The organism is Pseudomonas sp. 1L-E-NC-VB-C3 (assembly GCF_057291535.1).
In genome coordinates, this window is the sequence record NZ_JBXAWD010000001.1 from 151303 (window position 1) to 167684 (window position 16382).

Annotated in this window: 11 protein-coding genes; 10 read left to right on the top strand and 1 reads right to left on the bottom strand. The window is 61.4% G+C overall.

The annotated features are described in order from the left end of the window. The first annotated feature begins 13 nt into the window (after window positions 1-13). Both choW and choV read left to right on the top strand, forming a co-directional pair. Window positions 14-859, top strand: a complete 846-nt coding sequence (gene choW / locus AC0Z5Z_RS00655) for a choline ABC transporter permease subunit (RefSeq protein WP_016772805.1) — start codon at window positions 14-16, stop codon at window positions 857-859. Next, window positions 856-2034, top strand: coding sequence for a choline ABC transporter ATP-binding protein (choV, locus tag AC0Z5Z_RS00660; RefSeq protein WP_016772804.1), 1179 nt, complete (start codon window positions 856-858; stop codon window positions 2032-2034). The genes choW and choV overlap by 4 nt, the downstream gene beginning before the upstream one ends. 269 nt (window positions 2035-2303) lie before the next feature. On the opposite strand, the gene AC0Z5Z_RS00665 is transcribed toward choV, so the two are convergent. Continuing rightward, on the bottom strand, window positions 2304-4244 hold the full coding sequence (locus AC0Z5Z_RS00665) for a BCCT family transporter (RefSeq protein WP_223630511.1): 1941 nt from the start codon (window positions 4242-4244) through the stop codon (window positions 2304-2306). A 486-nt stretch (window positions 4245-4730) separates the two neighbouring features. Between AC0Z5Z_RS00665 and betI the strand changes: the two genes are divergently transcribed. The 8 genes from betI (at window position 4731) to AC0Z5Z_RS00705 (ending at window position 16381) form a co-directional block, all read left to right on the top strand. Further along, window positions 4731-5324 (top strand): transcriptional regulator BetI, encoded by a 594-nt coding sequence (gene betI / locus AC0Z5Z_RS00670; RefSeq protein ID WP_041476768.1) that lies wholly within the window; start codon window positions 4731-4733, stop codon window positions 5322-5324. 88 nt (window positions 5325-5412) lie between these two features. Continuing rightward, window positions 5413-6885 carry a betaine-aldehyde dehydrogenase gene (gene betB, locus AC0Z5Z_RS00675; RefSeq protein ID WP_485610580.1) on the top strand — a complete coding sequence of 491 codons (1473 nt, stop codon included), beginning with the start codon at window positions 5413-5415 and terminating at the stop codon, window positions 6883-6885. 180 nt (window positions 6886-7065) lie between these two features. Continuing rightward, window positions 7066-8769 carry a choline dehydrogenase gene (betA, locus tag AC0Z5Z_RS00680; RefSeq protein WP_252882797.1) on the top strand — a complete coding sequence of 568 codons (1704 nt, stop codon included), beginning with the start codon at window positions 7066-7068 and terminating at the stop codon, window positions 8767-8769. A 261-nt stretch (window positions 8770-9030) separates the two neighbouring features. After that, on the top strand, window positions 9031-10473 hold the full coding sequence (locus AC0Z5Z_RS00685) for a TldD/PmbA family protein (RefSeq protein WP_258603977.1): 1443 nt from the start codon (window positions 9031-9033) through the stop codon (window positions 10471-10473). Further along, complete coding sequence (locus AC0Z5Z_RS00690) at window positions 10473-11810, top strand: TldD/PmbA family protein (protein ID WP_485610581.1); 1338 nt, start codon at window positions 10473-10475, stop codon at window positions 11808-11810. The genes AC0Z5Z_RS00685 and AC0Z5Z_RS00690 overlap by 1 nt, the downstream gene beginning before the upstream one ends. Window positions 11811-11954: 144 nt before the next feature. After that, window positions 11955-13382, top strand: a complete 1428-nt coding sequence (gene mdtD, locus AC0Z5Z_RS00695) for a multidrug transporter subunit MdtD (RefSeq protein WP_485610582.1) — start codon at window positions 11955-11957, stop codon at window positions 13380-13382. 281 nt (window positions 13383-13663) lie between these two features. Beyond that, on the top strand, window positions 13664-15049 hold the full coding sequence (dbpA, locus tag AC0Z5Z_RS00700; protein ID WP_024014613.1) for an ATP-dependent RNA helicase DbpA: 1386 nt from the start codon (window positions 13664-13666) through the stop codon (window positions 15047-15049). A gap of 153 nt (window positions 15050-15202) precedes the next feature. Continuing rightward, on the top strand, window positions 15203-16381 hold the full coding sequence (locus AC0Z5Z_RS00705) for a BaiN/RdsA family NAD(P)/FAD-dependent oxidoreductase (RefSeq protein ID WP_353189026.1): 1179 nt from the start codon (window positions 15203-15205) through the stop codon (window positions 16379-16381). Window position 16382: the final 1 nt, after the last annotated feature.

Here is a 16382-nt window from a genome sequence, read left to right on the forward strand (position 1 = left end):
GACGTTCACTACCATGCTGATTGATCAGAAAATACCTTTAGGCCAGTACATCGCGGGCTTCGTCGAATGGTTGACGCAACACGGCGCCAACACCTTCGACGCAATCGCCGTGACACTGGAAACGATGATCCACGGCGTGACGTTTGCGCTGACCTGGTTCAACCCACTGGTGCTGATTGGCCTGATTGCCATCATTGCCCATCTGATTCAACGCAAGTGGGGCCTGACCGCGTTCGTGGTTGCCTCGTTCCTGCTGATCCTCAACCTGGGGTACTGGCAGGAAACCATGGAAACCCTCGCCCAGGTGCTGTTCGCCACCCTGGTCTGCGTGTTGATCGGCGTGCCGCTGGGCATCGTCGCCGCGCACAAACCGATGTTCTACACCATGATGCGGCCGGTGCTCGATCTGATGCAGACCGTGCCGACCTTCGTTTACCTCATTCCTACCCTGACCCTCTTCGGGCTGGGTGTGGTACCGGGCCTGATCTCCACGGTGGTCTTCGCCATCGCGGCGCCGATCCGCCTGACCTACCTGGGCATCCGTGATGTCCCGCAAGAACTGATGGACGCCGGCAAGGCCTTCGGCTGCTCGCGTCGCCAATTGCTCTCAAGGATCGAACTGCCGCACGCCATGCCGAGCATCGCGGCGGGCATCACCCAGTGCATCATGCTGTCGCTGTCGATGGTGGTGATCGCGGCACTGGTCGGCGCCGACGGACTCGGCAAACCGGTGGTCAACGCACTGAACACTGCTGATATTGCCCTGGGCTTCGAAGCAGGCCTGGCAATCGTACTGCTGGCGATCATGCTCGACCGTATCTGCAAACAACCCGACGCCAAAGTAGGGGGTGACGCATGAGCATAATTCGCTTCGAAGACGTCGACGTAATCTTCTCCAAGGATCCGCGCGAGGCACTCAAGCTGCTCGATCAGGGCATGACCCGCAACGAGATCCTGAAGAAGACCGGTCAGATCGTCGGCGTGGAAAAAGCCACGCTGGACATCAACAAAGGCGAGATCTGCGTGCTGATGGGCCTGTCCGGCTCGGGCAAATCGAGCCTGCTGCGCTGCATCAACGGCCTCAACACCGTGAGCCGTGGCAAGCTGTTCGTCGAGCATGAAAACCGCCAGATCGACATCGCCTCCTGCACGCCCGCCGAGCTGAAAATGATGCGCACCAAGCGCATTGCCATGGTCTTTCAGAAATTCGCTCTGATGCCGTGGCTGACGGTGCGCGAGAACATCAGTTTCGGTCTGGAGATGCAGGGCCGACCGGAGAAGGAACGCAAGAAACTGGTCGATGAGAAACTCGAACTGGTCGGCCTGACCCAATGGCGCAACAAGAAGCCTGATGAGCTATCCGGCGGCATGCAGCAGCGCGTCGGCCTCGCCCGCGCGCTGGCGATGGACGCCGACATTCTGCTGATGGACGAACCGTTCTCGGCCCTCGACCCGTTGATCCGCCAGGGTCTGCAGGATGAACTGCTGGAGCTGCAACGCAAGCTGAGCAAGACCATCGTGTTTGTGAGCCACGACCTCGATGAAGCACTCAAATTGGGTAGCCGCATCGCGATCATGAAGGACGGTCGGATCATCCAGTACAGCGTGCCGGAGGAAATCGTCCTCAACCCGGCGGACGACTATGTGCGCACCTTTGTCGCCCACACCAACCCGCTCAACGTGCTCTGCGGCCGCAGCCTGATGCGCACGCTGGACAAGTGCAAACGCATCAACGGCTCGGTGTGCCTCGATCCGGGCGGCGACTCGTGGCTGGACCTGGCCGAAGGCAACACCATCAAAGGCGCACGGCAGAACGGCTCGGTGCTGAACCTGCAGAACTGGGCACCGGGGCAAGCGGTGGAAGGCCTGGAGCGCAAACCGACGCTGGTGGACTCGAACATCGGCATGCGTGACGCGCTGCAGATCCGTTATCAGACCGGCAACAAGCTGGTGCTGCACGATAACAATCATGTGGTGGGGATTCTCGGCGACAGCGAGTTGTATCACGCGTTGTTGGGCAAGAATCTGGGGTAATGCGCCAGGTGGGATAAAAAAAGGGATCGCGGTGAGCGATCCCTTTTTGTTGGGTCAGGAATAGCCCCTCACCCTAGCCCTCTCCCAGAGGGAGAGGGGACCGATCGGGGGATGCTGCAGATCTGCACCGACCTGATCTTGCTTTACCGAATCCATAATCGACTCGATCTTTCAGGTCAATGTACAACGCCAGACACCTCAGTCGGCTCCCTCTCCCTACGGGCGGTCCGACGTTTCGGGAGGGCTGGGGTGAGGGTCAGCTTTTGACTTTAGCTATAAACCCGCCCCAACAACTGCCGATGGCTTTCGAACTGATCCAACACATCCCGCGTAATCTGCTCCGGTGTGAAGCCCATCAAGTCATAGTCCTGACTGCCATTGTGCAGATACACCTCAGCGCGGTAATAACGCTGACGCGCTTCATCCGACTGCGCCGATTCGGTCGGGGTCGCCAGATAACCATCCAGACTCACTTCGTAAACGAAAGGGTTGCCCTCTTCCATCTCAACCCGCACGCCCATGCAACGCTTGGCCTTGCCCAGCAGCGTCTGCACTTCAATGCCCTGATTGCGCAATTGCGCTGCTGCATCTTCCAGCGCCGGGGTGACGTGTTTGTCCATGAAGCGCTGCACCACCGATTGGCTCGGCTGCAGATCCAGTTGCGTCAGGCGCTCGCTGAAACCACGGCGTCCGCGCTCGGCCAGTTGTGCTTGCTCCTGTTCGATCTGCACGTCCTGGCGCATCGCCTTGTGCAGGCCGAACATGAAGCAGATCAGCACCACCGAAAACGGCAGGCCGGCCAGCACCACCATGGTCTGCATGGCTTCGAAGTTGCCGGCGAACAGCAGGCCGATGGTCACCAGCGTGATCACCACCGACCAGAAGATCCGCAGCCAGTGCGGCGCGTCTTCGTCGACGTTGCCGCCCTTGCAGGAAAGATTCGCCATCATCACCGCGCCGGAATCGGCCGGGGTCAGGAACAGCACGAAGCCGACGAAGATCGACACACCAATCACGACTTTCGACGCCGGGTAATGCTCAAGCAATTGATAGATCGCCATCGACGGCTGTTCCAGCGCCGTCTTGCCCAGCTCCACCGCGCCCTGATTCATCACCAGATCCAGCGCCGAGTTGCCGAAGATCGACAGCCACGCCAAGGTGAAGCCCAGCGGAATCAGCAGCACGCCAGCAACCAGCTCACGCACGCTGCGGCCACGGGAAATCCGTGCGATGAACATGCCCACGAATGGCGCCCAGGAAATCCACCACGCCCAGTAGAACAGGGTCCACAGGCCCAACCAGCGATCGGACTTGGCGCTGTCGCCTTCATAGACGTACAGGTCGAAGGTCTTCAGCACCACGCCGTTGAGATAGTCGCCAATGTTCTGCACGAAGCCATTGAGCAGATGCAGGGTCGGGCCGAACAGCAGGACGAAAATCAGCAGGCCGCTGAACAGCACGATGTTCAGGTTGGACAGACGACGGATGCCGTTTTCCACACCTGACACGGCAGCGATGGTCGCCACCGTGCTCATGACGATGATGACGATCAGCAGGTTGGTGTTGCTGTGCTCCATGCCGAACAGGTTTTCCAGCCCGGACGAGACTTGCAGCGAGCCAATCCCCAGGTTGGTCACCAGACCCAGCAGGGTCACGAACATGCCGAAGCCATCCACCGCGTGCCCGGCGGCGCCTTTGACCCAACGCTCGCCGACCAGCGGATACAGCGCCGAACGCAGGGCCAGCGGCTGGTTATGCCGATAGGCGAAATACGCCACGGCCAGGCCGACCAGTGCGTAGATCGCCCAGCCGTGCAGGCCCCAGTGCAGGAAAGTCAGTTGCACCGCTTGCCGCGCCGCCATATTCGTCGCCGAGGTGCCTTCCGGCGGATTGAAGTAGTGATCCAGCGGCTCGGACGCGCCGAAGTACAGCAGCGAAATGCCGATGCCCGACGAGAACAGCATCCCCGCCCAGGCGCCGTAACTGAAATCCGGGGTGTCGTCCTTGCTGCCCAGTTTGAGTTTGCCGTACGAGGAAAACGCCAGACCGACCACGAACACCAGGTAGGCGGCGATCACCACCATGTAGTACCAGCCGAAGCTGCGCGACAACCAGGCCTGGGCCATGCCCAACATTCTGCCGGCCTCTTGCGGGGCGATGATCAGAATGGCGGTCAACAACAGAATCAGCGCGGTCGAGGTGTAGAACACCCAACCGTTGACCGTCACCTTCTCGGGCGGGGTCTTTATTAGCGAGGCAGAACTCATGGCACAAATGCTCCAGGCAGTGCGAGAGAAGAACACAAGGCATCACGGAACCCGACCAATCGGTTAGTTGGCAGCCGACCGGCGGGTGATATAAAGACACTCCGAAAAAAGCCCGAACCTGCCGAAATGGCGTTGCGTATTCGCTTTCGTGGCCAGAGGCGACGGACGTTCATCCGAAACCTGGCCCCGAGCGTCTTGCCCTTTCAACACGTCCATCGAATCGCGAACCGCGCCATGCCCCACGCAGGTTTCGAGCCGTTTCAGGTGTCGGTTTTTATCGTCATTACACGTAGGAATTTTCTGTAGGCAGCGACGAATTGTCGCAGATCTTATTCTTTGTTGATTGAACGTTCAATCAAAACAAAATAGACTGGCCCTCAATCCGATCGGCGTCATTCGCCTCTCGGAAGGCCTAAGGAGATGTGCAAGATGCCCAAGGTCGGTATGCAACCCATCCGCCGCCAACAATTGATCGAAGCCACTTTGCAAGCGGTCGATCAGGTCGGAATGGGGGACGCCAGCATTGCGCTGATCGCCCGTTTGGCCGGTGTCTCGAATGGCATCATCAGTCATTACTTTCAGGACAAGAACGGCCTGATCGCCGCCACGATGCGGTACCTGATGACCGCCCTCAGCGAGAGCGTCACCGCGCGCCGTCAGGCGCTGGCAGATGACAACCCACGGGCGCATCTGCAGGTGATCATCGAAGGCAACTTCGACGCCAGCCAGGTCAATGGCCCGGCAATGAAAACCTGGTTGGCCTTTTGGGCCACCAGCATGCACCAGCCGTCTTTGCACAGGTTGCAGCGGATCAACGATCACCGTCTGTATTCCAACCTGTGCTGCCAGTTCCGCCGTGTGCTGCCGCTCGAAGATGCGCGCAGCGCCGCCCGGGGTCTGGCAGCGTTGATTGACGGCTTGTGGTTGCGCGGCGCGCTGTCGGGAGACGCTTTCGACACCGCTCAGGCGCAACAGATCGCTTACGAATACATGGATTTCCAATTGGCCAAGAAGGTGAGCTAGAGCACACAGAAAATGCTCGGCCCCTGAACTCCACCGCAGCGTCATCGCGGTGGTCAACGCCAACCACCAATGCACTTGCGAGGACACTATGGCCCGTTTCGAACTGCAAAAACTCTACATCGATGGCGCGTACACCGACGCCGGCAGCGACGCCACCTTCGAAGCCATCAACCCGGCGAACGGTGAAGTCCTCGCACTGGTGCAACGTGCGACCAAAGACGACGTCGAGCGCGCCGTGGTCAGCGCCGAAAAGGGCCAGAAAATCTGGGCCGCGATGACCGCCATGGAGCGTTCGCGCATCCTGCGTCGCGCCGTTGACATCCTGCGCGAGCGCAACGATGAGCTGGCTGCGCTGGAAACCCTGGACACCGGCAAATCCTTCTCCGAAACCAAGTACGTCGACATCGTCACCGGCGCTGACGTGCTGGAATACTACGCAGGCCTGGTGCCCGCCATCGAAGGCGAGCAGATCCCGCTGCGTGACACCTCTTTCGTTTACACCCGTCGCGAGCCGCTTGGCGTGGTCGCCGGTATCGGCGCGTGGAACTACCCGATCCAGATCGCGCTGTGGAAATCCGCTCCAGCCCTGGCGGCCGGTAACGCGATGATCTTCAAGCCAAGCGAAGTCACCTCGCTGACCACCCTGAAACTGGCTGAGATCTACACCGAAGCCGGCGTACCGAACGGCGTGTTCAACGTGCTGACCGGCAGCGGCCGCGAAGTCGGCACCTGGCTGACCGAGCACCCGCGCATCGAGAAAATCTCCTTCACTGGCGGCACCGACACTGGCAAGAAAGTCATGGCCAGCGCTTCGGCTTCGTCGCTCAAAGACGTGACCATGGAACTGGGCGGCAAGTCGCCGCTGATCATCTGCGACGACGCCGACCTCGATCGCGCCGCCGACACGGCGATGATGGCCAACTTCTACAGCTCCGGTCAGGTCTGCACCAACGGCACTCGCGTGTTCGTACCGGCGCATCTGAAAGCCGCGTTCGAGTCCAAGATCGTTGAGCGCGTTGCGCGCATCCGCGTCGGCAACCCGGAAGACGAAAACACCAATTTCGGCCCGCTGGTCAGCTTCGCCCACATGGAAAGCGTGCTGGCCTACATCGAAAAAGGTAAGGAACAAGGTGCCCGCGTCCTGTGCGGCGGTGGTCGTCTGACCGACGGCGAATTCGCCAAGGGCGCGTTCGTTGCGCCCACCGTGTTCACCGACTGCACCGACGACATGACCATCGTTCGTGAAGAGATCTTTGGCCCGGTGATGGCGATCCTCTCCTACGAAACCGAAGAAGAAGTGATCCGCCGCGCCAACGACACCGACTTCGGCCTGGCCGCCGGTATCGTCACCAAAGACCTGAACCGCGCCCACCGCGTGATTCATCAACTGGAAGCCGGTATCTGCTGGATCAACGCCTGGGGCGAGTCCGACGCAAAAATGCCGGTCGGCGGCTACAAGCAGTCGGGTGTGGGCCGTGAGAACGGGATCAGCTCGCTGAACAACTTCACGCGCATCAAATCGGTACAGGTCGAGCTGGGCGATTACGTTTCGGTGTTCTAAGACCCGAGATTTGCATTGCTCGCGAAGGCCTCTTCGCGGGCAAGCCCGCTCCCACAGGTTTGGAGTCGTCCACCCAATTTGTGGCAGCCCCCAATCCCTGTGGGAGCTGGCTTGCCAGCGATTCGAGTGCACAGCACTCGCCAAGGTCCGACCTGACCACTATCAAAGAGGGTGCATTCAATGTCCCAAGAATTCGATTACATCATCATCGGTGCCGGCTCGGCCGGTAACACCCTGGCGACCCGTCTGACTGAAGACGAAGGCGTCACCGTTCTGCTGCTCGAAGCCGGAGGGCCGGACTACCGCCTCGACTTCCGTACCCAGATGCCCGCCGCGCTGGCGTTCCCGCTGCAGGGTCGTCGCTACAACTGGGCCTACGAAACCGATCCAGAGCCACACATGGACGGTCGCCGGATGGAATGCGGTCGCGGCAAGGGCCTTGGCGGCTCTTCGCTGATCAACGGCATGTGCTACATCCGTGGCAACGCGATGGACTACGACGGCTGGGCGAAACTGCCGGGCCTGGAAGACTGGTCGTACCTCGATTGCCTGCCGTATTTCCGCAAAGCCGAAACCCGTGACATCGGCCCGAACGATTACCACGGTGGCGACGGCCCGGTCAGCGTGACCACGCCGAAAGCCGGCAACAACCCGCTGTTCCACGCCATGGTTGAAGCCGGCGTGCAGGCCGGTTACCCGCGTACCGAAGACCTCAACGGTTACCAGCAGGAAGGCTTCGGCCCGATGGACCGCACCGTGACGCCGAACGGCCGCCGTGCTTCCACCGCGCGTGGCTACCTCGACATCGCCAAAAAACGCTCGACCCTGACGATCGTCACCCACGCCCTGACCGACAAGATTCTGTTCGAAGGCAAGCGCGCGGTCGGCGTGCGTTACCTGATCGGCGACGCTGAAGAACGTGTTGAAGCCAAGGCGCGCAAGGAAGTCCTGCTGTGCTCCGGCGCCATCGCTTCGCCGCAAATTTTGCAGCGCTCCGGTGTCGGCCCGGCGAAACTGCTGGAAAGCCTCGACATCCCGGTGGTCCACGATCTGCCGGGCGTCGGTGAAAACCTGCAGGATCACCTTGAGCTGTACCTGCAATACGCCTGCACCCAACCGGTTTCGCTGTACCCGTCACTGCTCTGGTACAACCAGCCAGCGATCGGTGCCGAGTGGCTGTTCAACGGCACCGGCATCGGCGCCAGCAACCAGTTCGAGGCCGGCGGTTTTATCCGTTCGCGTCCGGAATTCGAATGGCCGAACATCCAGTACCACTTCCTGCCGGTGGCGATTAACTACAACGGCAGCAACGGTGTGAAAGAGCACGGTTTCCAAGCGCACATGGGTTCCATGCGTTCGCCCAGCCGTGGTCGCATCCAGGTCAAATCCAAGGACCCGCGCCAGCACCCGAGCATCCTCTTCAACTACATGGCCACCGAGCAGGACTGGCAGGAATTTCGCGACGGCATCCGCCTGACCCGCGAAATCATGCAGCAACCGGCACTCGATCAATACCGTGGTCGCGAAATCAGCCCGGGCATCGAAGTGCAAACCGATGAGCAGCTCGACAAGTTCATCCGCGAGCACGCCGAAACCGCGTTCCACCCGTCCTGCTCGTGCAAGATGGGCACCGACGAGATGGCCGTGGTCGATGGCGAAGGTCGTGTGCACGGCATGCAGAGCCTGCGCGTGGTCGATGCCTCGATCATGCCGATCATCACCACCGGCAACCTCAACGCGCCGACGATCATGATGGCCGAGAAAATCGCCGACAAGATCCGTGGCCGCAAGCCGCTGCCGCGCAGCACCGCTGCTTATTACGTCGCGAACGGCGCACCGGTCAAAGGCAAGCCGATGCGGGATATCACCCCGGTTACGCAGTAAGTCGTAAGACCGAGGCGCGACCTTCGCGAGCAGGCTCGCTCCCACACTGGATCTGTGGCATTCACAAATCCCCTGTGGGAGCGAGCCTGCTCGCGAAGAGGCCCTCACAGCAACACACACTTCCCCGCTGCACAGTAAATCCCCCTACACCCCCTCTTCACTTGATCCTACCCCCACGCAGGCCTACTCTAGACCTCGCGCAACCGTTTCACCCCTCCCCGCTGTCGCCATGCCGCTACTCCATTACAAGGAGGTTCCCGAATGTTCGATTTCCACCCCCAGCTCAAGCAGCGCTTTGCTGCCTTGCGCACGGGCGCTGAATTTTTTTCCCTGCGGTATGTGCGCGAGTCCGGGCAGTTTCTGTCGGTGCGCAAGAACGTCGCCGAACCGCCTAGCCTGAGTCGCGATGAAGGGGCGATGCTCACCGTCCGGGTCAATGGCGTCGAAGCCTATGCGGCGACCAATGACCTCTCGCAACAAGGCCTGCAAGCCGCTCTCGAGCGCGCTGAGCAACAGGCCCGCCGGCTCAAGCCGCACGCCTTGCTCGATCTGCGCGAGCAGCCGCTTTCCAGCGATCGCGCTGATTATTTTTCACCCAATCTCGAACAGCCCTTCCCGTCCCTGAGCGAATGCTTCGATCTGCTCGGTGCGGAGTCCGCCTCGGTGCCCAAGGATGAACGCCTGGTCAATTGGCAGGTGAGCATCGGCATCACTAACGTCGAGCAGATCTACCTGAGCAGCGCCGGCGCCGAATTGCGTCAGGCCCAGCGCTTTGTCTATCCGAGCCTCGACGTCACCGCCTACGACGGCAACGACAGCCAGACCCGCAGCCTCGGCCGCGAGAACTTCGGCCAGCAGGGTGGCGCCGACGTCATCAGCCGTTGCGGCCTGGTCGGTGCCGGTCCGCAAGTCGCCGATCAGGCCCTGCAACTGCTGCTCGCGCCGAACACCCCGCAAGGCCCGCGCGACTTGCTACTGATGCCCGATCAGATGATGCTGCAGATCCACGAGTCCATCGGTCATCCGCTGGAGCTCGACCGCATCCTCGGCGATGAGCGCAATTACGCCGGCACCAGTTTCGTCAAGACCAGCGATTTCGGCAGCCTGCAATACGGCTCGAATTTGCTCAACGTGACTTTCGACCCCGGCATCCCGGAAGAACTCGCCAGCTACGGCCATGACGACGACGGCACCGCGGCGAGCAAACAATTCCTGATTCGCGACGGCCTTTTGCTGCGGCCGCTGGGCGGAGCGCTGTCGCAATATCGCGCCGGCCTCGATGGCGTTGCCAACAGCCGCGCCTGCGGTTGGAACCGGCCGCCGATCGACCGCATGGCCAACCTCAACATCGAACCGGGTGATCAAACGCTGGAGCAGATGATCGGCGGTATCGAGCACGGCATTCTGATGAGCACCAACCGTTCGTGGTCGATCGACGATGCGCGCAACAAATTCCAGTTCGGCTGCGAATGGGGCCAGTTGATCGAGCATGGTGAACTGAAAGGCGTGGTAAAAAACCCCAACTACCGGGCGATTTCCGCGCACTTCTGGAAGAGCCTGCGCGCCGTCGGCGATGCCAGCACCGTCAAGGTGCTGGGCACGCCGAACTGCGGCAAGGGCGAACCGAACCAGGTGATTCGCGTCGGCCATGCTTCGCCGGCCTGCGTATTCAGCAACATTGATGTGTTTGGGGGAGACGCCTGATGAGCATTTCGAAGCGTCAGTCCGACGCCTTCAAGGTCATGGTCAACTGGCTGCGCGACAGCGTGCGCGAGCCGGAACAGTTCACGCTCAGCTACGCCGCCGAAGCCTCGGCGTTCGTGCGCTTCAATCACGCCAAGGTGCGCCAGGCCGGGCAAGTGCAGCAGGCCAACGTCGGCCTGAAACTGATCAACGACGGTCGCCACGCCGACCTGCAGATCACCTTGTCCGGGGATCAGGAAGCCGATCTGCAACGGCTCGCCGAAGGCCTGCAACAATTGCGCGAAACCTTGCCGCTGCTGCCGCAGGACCCGTACTTGCTGCTCAATCACAACAGCTGGCAGAGCACGCACGTACAAGCGCATCCGCTGCCGGACACCGAAGATGTCGTCGGGCAAATCTGCGCCGCCGCTGAAGGTCTCGATCTGGTCGGTTTTTATGCTGCCGGTCCGATCAGCCGCGGTTTCGCCAGTTCCGCTGGCGCGTTCGGCTGGCATGAAGCCAACAGCTTCAATTTCGACTTCAGCCTGTTCCACGAAAACGGTGAAGCGGTGAAGGCCAGCTACGCCGGGCATGACTGGAGCGACGACGGGTTTGCCCGGCGTTTCGCCCAGGCACGCGAACAGCTGGAGTTTCTCGGCCGACCGTTACGCACCCTGGCACCGGGGCAGTACCGCGCCTATCTGGCACCGGCGGCACTGGAAGAAATCATGGGCATGCTCAGTTGGGGCGGGTTCTCGGCGCAGTCGATCGCCAGCAAGAGCAGCCCGTTGCAGAAGCTCTACGTCGGCGATCAGGCGTTCAGCCCGTTGCTGTCGCTGGATGAAAAAGTCAGCGAGTCCCTGAGCCCGGCGTTTTCCGCCGAGGGTTATCCGCGCAGCGATCTGCGTCTGATCATCGAGGGCAAGGCCGGCGATCAACTGGTGGGCTCGCGCAGCGCCGCCGAATATGGTCTGGCGGCGAACGGTGCGGGCGGCGGCGAGATGCCCAGTGCGTTGAACATGGCCGCCGGTGATCTGTCGCAGCAAGAGATCCTCAAGCAGTTGGGCACCGGGCTGTACATCAGCAACCTGTGGTATCTGAACTACTCGGATCAACCGGCGGCGCGCATGACCGGCATGACCCGCTTCGCGACCTTCTGGGTCGAGAACGGCGAGATCCAGGCGCCGGTCAGCACCATGCGCTTCGACGATAGCGCCTACAACCTGCTCGGTTCGCAGTTGGAAGCGTTGACCACCGAGCGTGAGCTGCTGCTCTCGGCGAGTACGTACAGCCAGCGCAATACCTCGTCATCGCTGTTGCCGGGGGCGCTGGTCAGCCGACTCACGCTGACGCTGTAAATGCAAAACCTGTGGGAGCGAGCCTGCTCGCGAAAGCGGTAGATCAATCGACATCAATGTTGAATGAAATGGCCTCTTCGCGAGCAGGCTCGCTCCCACACTGACCGCGCTCGACTCTGAATATGCACTGACACAAGAGGTTCCATGCCCAACCGCCCGCCTCTCGACGCCATCACCGCCCGCTGGTTGCCGTGGGTCGTCGCCATTGCGTTCTTCATGCAGTCCCTCGACGGGACCATCCTCAATACCGCGCTGCCGGCCATGGCCAGCGATCTGGCCGAAGACCCGTTGCGCATGCAGGGTGTGATCATCGCCTACATGCTCACCGTGGCCCTGCTGATCCCGGCCTCTGGCTGGATCGCCGACCGCTTCGGCACCAAGAAAATCTTCTTCGGCGCGATTCTGCTGTTCAGCTTCGGCTCGTTGCTCTGCGCGTTATCCAGCAGCCTGAGCATGCTTATCGGCGCACGGGTGATCCAAGGCCTCGGCGGTGCGCTGATGTTGCCGGTCGGGCGGCTGGTGGTGCTGCGTGCGTACCCGCGCTCGGAACTGGTGCGGATCATGGGTTTCATCACCATTCCCGGCCTGCTCGGCCCGCTGATCGGCCCGACCATGGGCGGCTGGATGGTGGAATACGTGACGTGGCACTGGATCTTCCTGATCAATCTGCCGGTCGGGGTGATCGGCTGTTATGCGGTGTGGAAGTTCATTCCCGACCTGCGCGGCACGGAGCGCACCCGCTTCGACAGCCTCGGTTTTCTGCTGTTCGGCGCGGCGATGATCCTCATCACCATTGCCATGGAAGGCCTTGGCGAATTGCACCTGCCGCACCTGCGGGTGATGTTGCTGCTGTTCGCCGGCATGGCCTGTCTGGCGGCGTACTGGCTGCGCGCCGGGCATATCGAGAATCCGCTGTTCGCGCCGTCACTGTTCAAGACCCGCACTTTCGCCGCAGGCATCCTCGGTAACCTGTTCGCGCGACTGGGCAGCGGCGCCCTGCCGTTTCTGGTGCCGTTGTTGCTGCAAGTCGCGTTGGGCTATTCGCCTTCGCAAGCCGGGATGAGCATGTTGCCGCTGGCCGCTGCGGCGATGGTCGCCAAGTGGGTCGCGCGGCCGCTGATCGAACGCCTCGGCTATCGCATCGTCCTCACCGGCAACACCCTGGCGTTGGGGATCATGCTGGCGAGCATGGGCCTGGTCAGCGAGCAGACGCCGTACTGGCTGCTGCTATGCCTGCTGGCGGTGCTGGGGGCAATCAACTCGCTGCAATTCACCGCGATGAATACGGTGACGCTGATCGACCTCGACGATGCCAGCGCCAGCAGCGGCAACAGTCTGCTGTCGGTGGTCGCGCAATTGTCGCTGAGCCTCGGCGTGGCCTGCGCCGGCGCGCTGCTCGGCGGCTTCACTGCGAAGGTCGGCAACGATGGCGTGGAAACCGTACTCGGTGCGTTCCAGCTGACCTTCGTCACGGTCGGCGTGATGGCGATGCTGGCGGCGACGATCTTCTCGCAACTGTCGAAGGAAGACGGGCGCCGGGCGAAACGTCCACAAGAACACATCGAACACTGATTCTGCTGAAGGAGTTCTTTGACTTCTGTGGCGAGGGGATTTATCCCCGCTGGGTTGCGCAGCAGCCCCAAAAAGGTTGGATGCGGTCAGCCTGATGAATCGAGGTGGCAGGTATTGGGGGTGCTGCGCACCCCATCGGGGATAAATCCCCTCGCCACAGATAAATCCCCTCGCCACAGGTAATCCCTGCCTCGGGTTCAATCGCTGTTCGTCCAGAACTGTCGAGGAAACCGGCACGGGGCTGCTACACTGCGCGACATTTTGTTTTGCAGGCCAGTCCCGTGACCACCATCGCCACCGCTTTTAATACTCTGCCGCTGTCCGCCGCCATGCTGGCTAACCTCGAATCACTCGGTTATGCCCAGATGACGCCGATCCAGGCGCAGAGCTTGCCGGTGATCCTCAAGGGGATGGACCTGATCGCCCAGGCCAAGACCGGCAGCGGCAAGACCGCCGCGTTCGGCATCGGCCTGCTCAACCCGATCAACCCGCGCTACTTCGGGTGCCAGGCGCTGGTGATCTGCCCGACCCGTGAGCTGGCCGACCAGGTGGCCAAGGAAGTCCGCCGTCTGGCTCGCGCCGAAGACAACATCAAGGTCCTGACCCTGTGCGGCGGCGTCTCGTTCGGCCCGCAGATCGCTTCGCTGGAGCACGGCGCGCACATCATCGTCGGCACCCCGGGGCGCATTCAGCAGCATTTGCGCAAGGGTTCGCTGGTGCTCGATGGCCTGAACACGCTGATCCTCGACGAAGCCGACCGCATGCTCGACATGGGCTTCTACGACGCCATCGAAGACATCATCATCAAGACCCCGGAGCGCCGCCAGACTCTGCTGTTCTCCGCGACCTACCCGGTGGGCATCAAGCAACTGGCTTCGAAATTCATGCGCGATCCGCAGACCGTCAAGGCTGAAGCCTTCCACGACGACACGCAGATCGAGCAGCGCTTCTACGAGATTTCCCCGGAAGAGCGCATGAGCGCGGTGACCAAGGTCCTGCACCACTTCCGTCCGGCGTCCTGCGTGGCGTTCTGCTTCACCAAGCAGCAAGTGCAGGAAACCGTCGATCACCTGACCGCCAAAGGCATTTCCGCTGTTGGCCTGCACGGCGATCTGGAACAGCGTGACCGCGATCAGGTGCTGGCAATGTTCGCCAACCGCAGCACCTCGGTGCTGGTTGCCACCGACGTCGCGGCCCGTGGTCTGGATATCGATGCGCTGGACATGGTGATCAACGTCGAGCTGGCGCGCGATTCGGAAATCCACATCCACCGCGTCGGCCGTACCGGTCGCGCGGGCGAGAAAGGCATCGCCATCAGCCTGGTCGCGCCGTCCGAAGCGCATCGTGCGCAAGCCATCGAACAACTGCAGAAAGCGCCGCTGAACTGGGATCAGATCGACAACCTCAAGTCCCAGGGCCTGGCGCCGCTGCAACCGCCGATGACCACCCTGTGCATAGGCGCTGGCCGCAAAGACAAAGTGCGCCCGGGCGACATTCTTGGCGCACTGACCGGCGAAGCGGGCATTCCCGGTGCGCAGGTCGGCAAGATCGCGATCTTCGATTTCCAGGCCTACGTCGCTGTCGAGCGCACCGTGGCCATGCAGGCCTTGCAGCGCCTGAACGACGGCAAGATCAAGGGCCGCTCGTTGCGCGTGCGTATTCTGTAAGCGATCTTCCATCCATGGGAGATCCCCTGTGGGAGCGAGCCTGCTCGCGAATGCAATCTGTCAGTCGACATCATTGTTGAATGACACAACGCTTTCGCGAGCAGGCTCGCTCCCACAGTTTGTTTTGTAGCGACCCACCAAGAGGACACCGTTTTGCGCTCTACCGAAGTCGTGATCATTGGCGCTGGCGCGGCCGGCTTGATGTGTGCCCTGACCGCCGCCGGGCGCGGGCGTCAGGTGTTGCTGCTCGACCACGCGAACAAGGCCGGCAAGAAAATCCTCATGTCCGGCGGCGGTCGCTGCAATTTCACCAACATGTACACCGAACCGAGCAATTTCCTCTCGCAGAATCCGCATTTCTGCAAATCGGCGCTGGCGCGTTACACCCAGTGGGATTTCATCGGTCTGGTCGGCAAGCACGGCGTGCCGTACCACGAGAAGAAACTTGGCCAGCTGTTCTGCGATAACAAATCCAGCGACATCCTCGGCCTGCTGCTTGATGAATGCGATCAGGCCGGCGTCGAGCTGCACCTGGACACCTCAATCCAGACCATCGAAAAAACCGACAGCGGTTATCTGCTCGACACCACCCTCGGTCAGGTCCAGTGCCAATCGCTGGTGATCGCCACCGGCGGCCTGTCGATTCCGACCCTGGGCGCCACCGGTTTCGGTTACCAGGTCGCCAAACAGTTCGGCCATGAACTGCTGCCGACCCGCGCCGGCCTGGTGCCGTTCACCATCACCGACCAGCTCAAGGAGTTGTGCACAGAGCTGTCCGGCACCTCGGTGGATTGTCTGGTCGGCTGCAACGAGCAGAGCTTTCGCGAGAACATCCTGTTCACCCATCGTGGCCTCAGTGGCCCGGCGATCTTGCAGATCAGTTCGTTCTGGGAGCCCGGCGACACGGTGGAGATCAACCTGCTGCCGGATCACGACGCCGCGAGCTGGTTGCAACAGCAAGTCGCCGAGCGTCCGAACAGCGAGCTGAAGACTTTGCTTGGCGAGATCTTCACCAAGAAGATGGCCAATCTGCTGGCGGACAACTGGTTTGTCTCCAAACCGATGAAGCAGTACACCCACGCCGAACTGGCGGAGATTGCCGAGAAGCTTGGCAGCTGGAAAGTCGTGCCGGCGGGGACTGAAGGCTATCGCACGGCTGAGGTGACTCTGGGTGGCGTCGATACCCGCGAGGTGTCGTCCAAGACCATGGAGTCGCTGAAAAGCCCGGGCCTGTACTTTATTGGGGAAGTGCTCGACGTCACTGGGCATCTGGGCGGCTTCAATTTCCAGTGGGCCTGGGCCTCCGGTTACGCCGCCGCGCAGTACGCTTAAC

Coding starts and splice junctions, on each gene's coding strand:
- AC0Z5Z_RS00685 (WP_258603977.1), top strand. CDS start 9,031: ATGTTCGATTTCCACCCCCAGCTCAAGCAGCGCTTTGCTGCCTTGCGC.
- betA (WP_252882797.1), top strand. CDS start 7,066: ATGTCCCAAGAATTCGATTACATCATCATCGGTGCCGGCTCGGCCGGT.
- betB (WP_485610580.1), top strand. CDS start 5,413: ATGGCCCGTTTCGAACTGCAAAAACTCTACATCGATGGCGCGTACACC.
- mdtD (WP_485610582.1), top strand. CDS start 11,955: ATGCCCAACCGCCCGCCTCTCGACGCCATCACCGCCCGCTGGTTGCCG.
- betI (WP_041476768.1), top strand. CDS start 4,731: ATGCCCAAGGTCGGTATGCAACCCATCCGCCGCCAACAATTGATCGAA.
- choW (WP_016772805.1), top strand. CDS start 14: ATGCTGATTGATCAGAAAATACCTTTAGGCCAGTACATCGCGGGCTTC.
- choV (WP_016772804.1), top strand. CDS start 856: ATGAGCATAATTCGCTTCGAAGACGTCGACGTAATCTTCTCCAAGGAT.
- AC0Z5Z_RS00690 (WP_485610581.1), top strand. CDS start 10,473: ATGAGCATTTCGAAGCGTCAGTCCGACGCCTTCAAGGTCATGGTCAAC.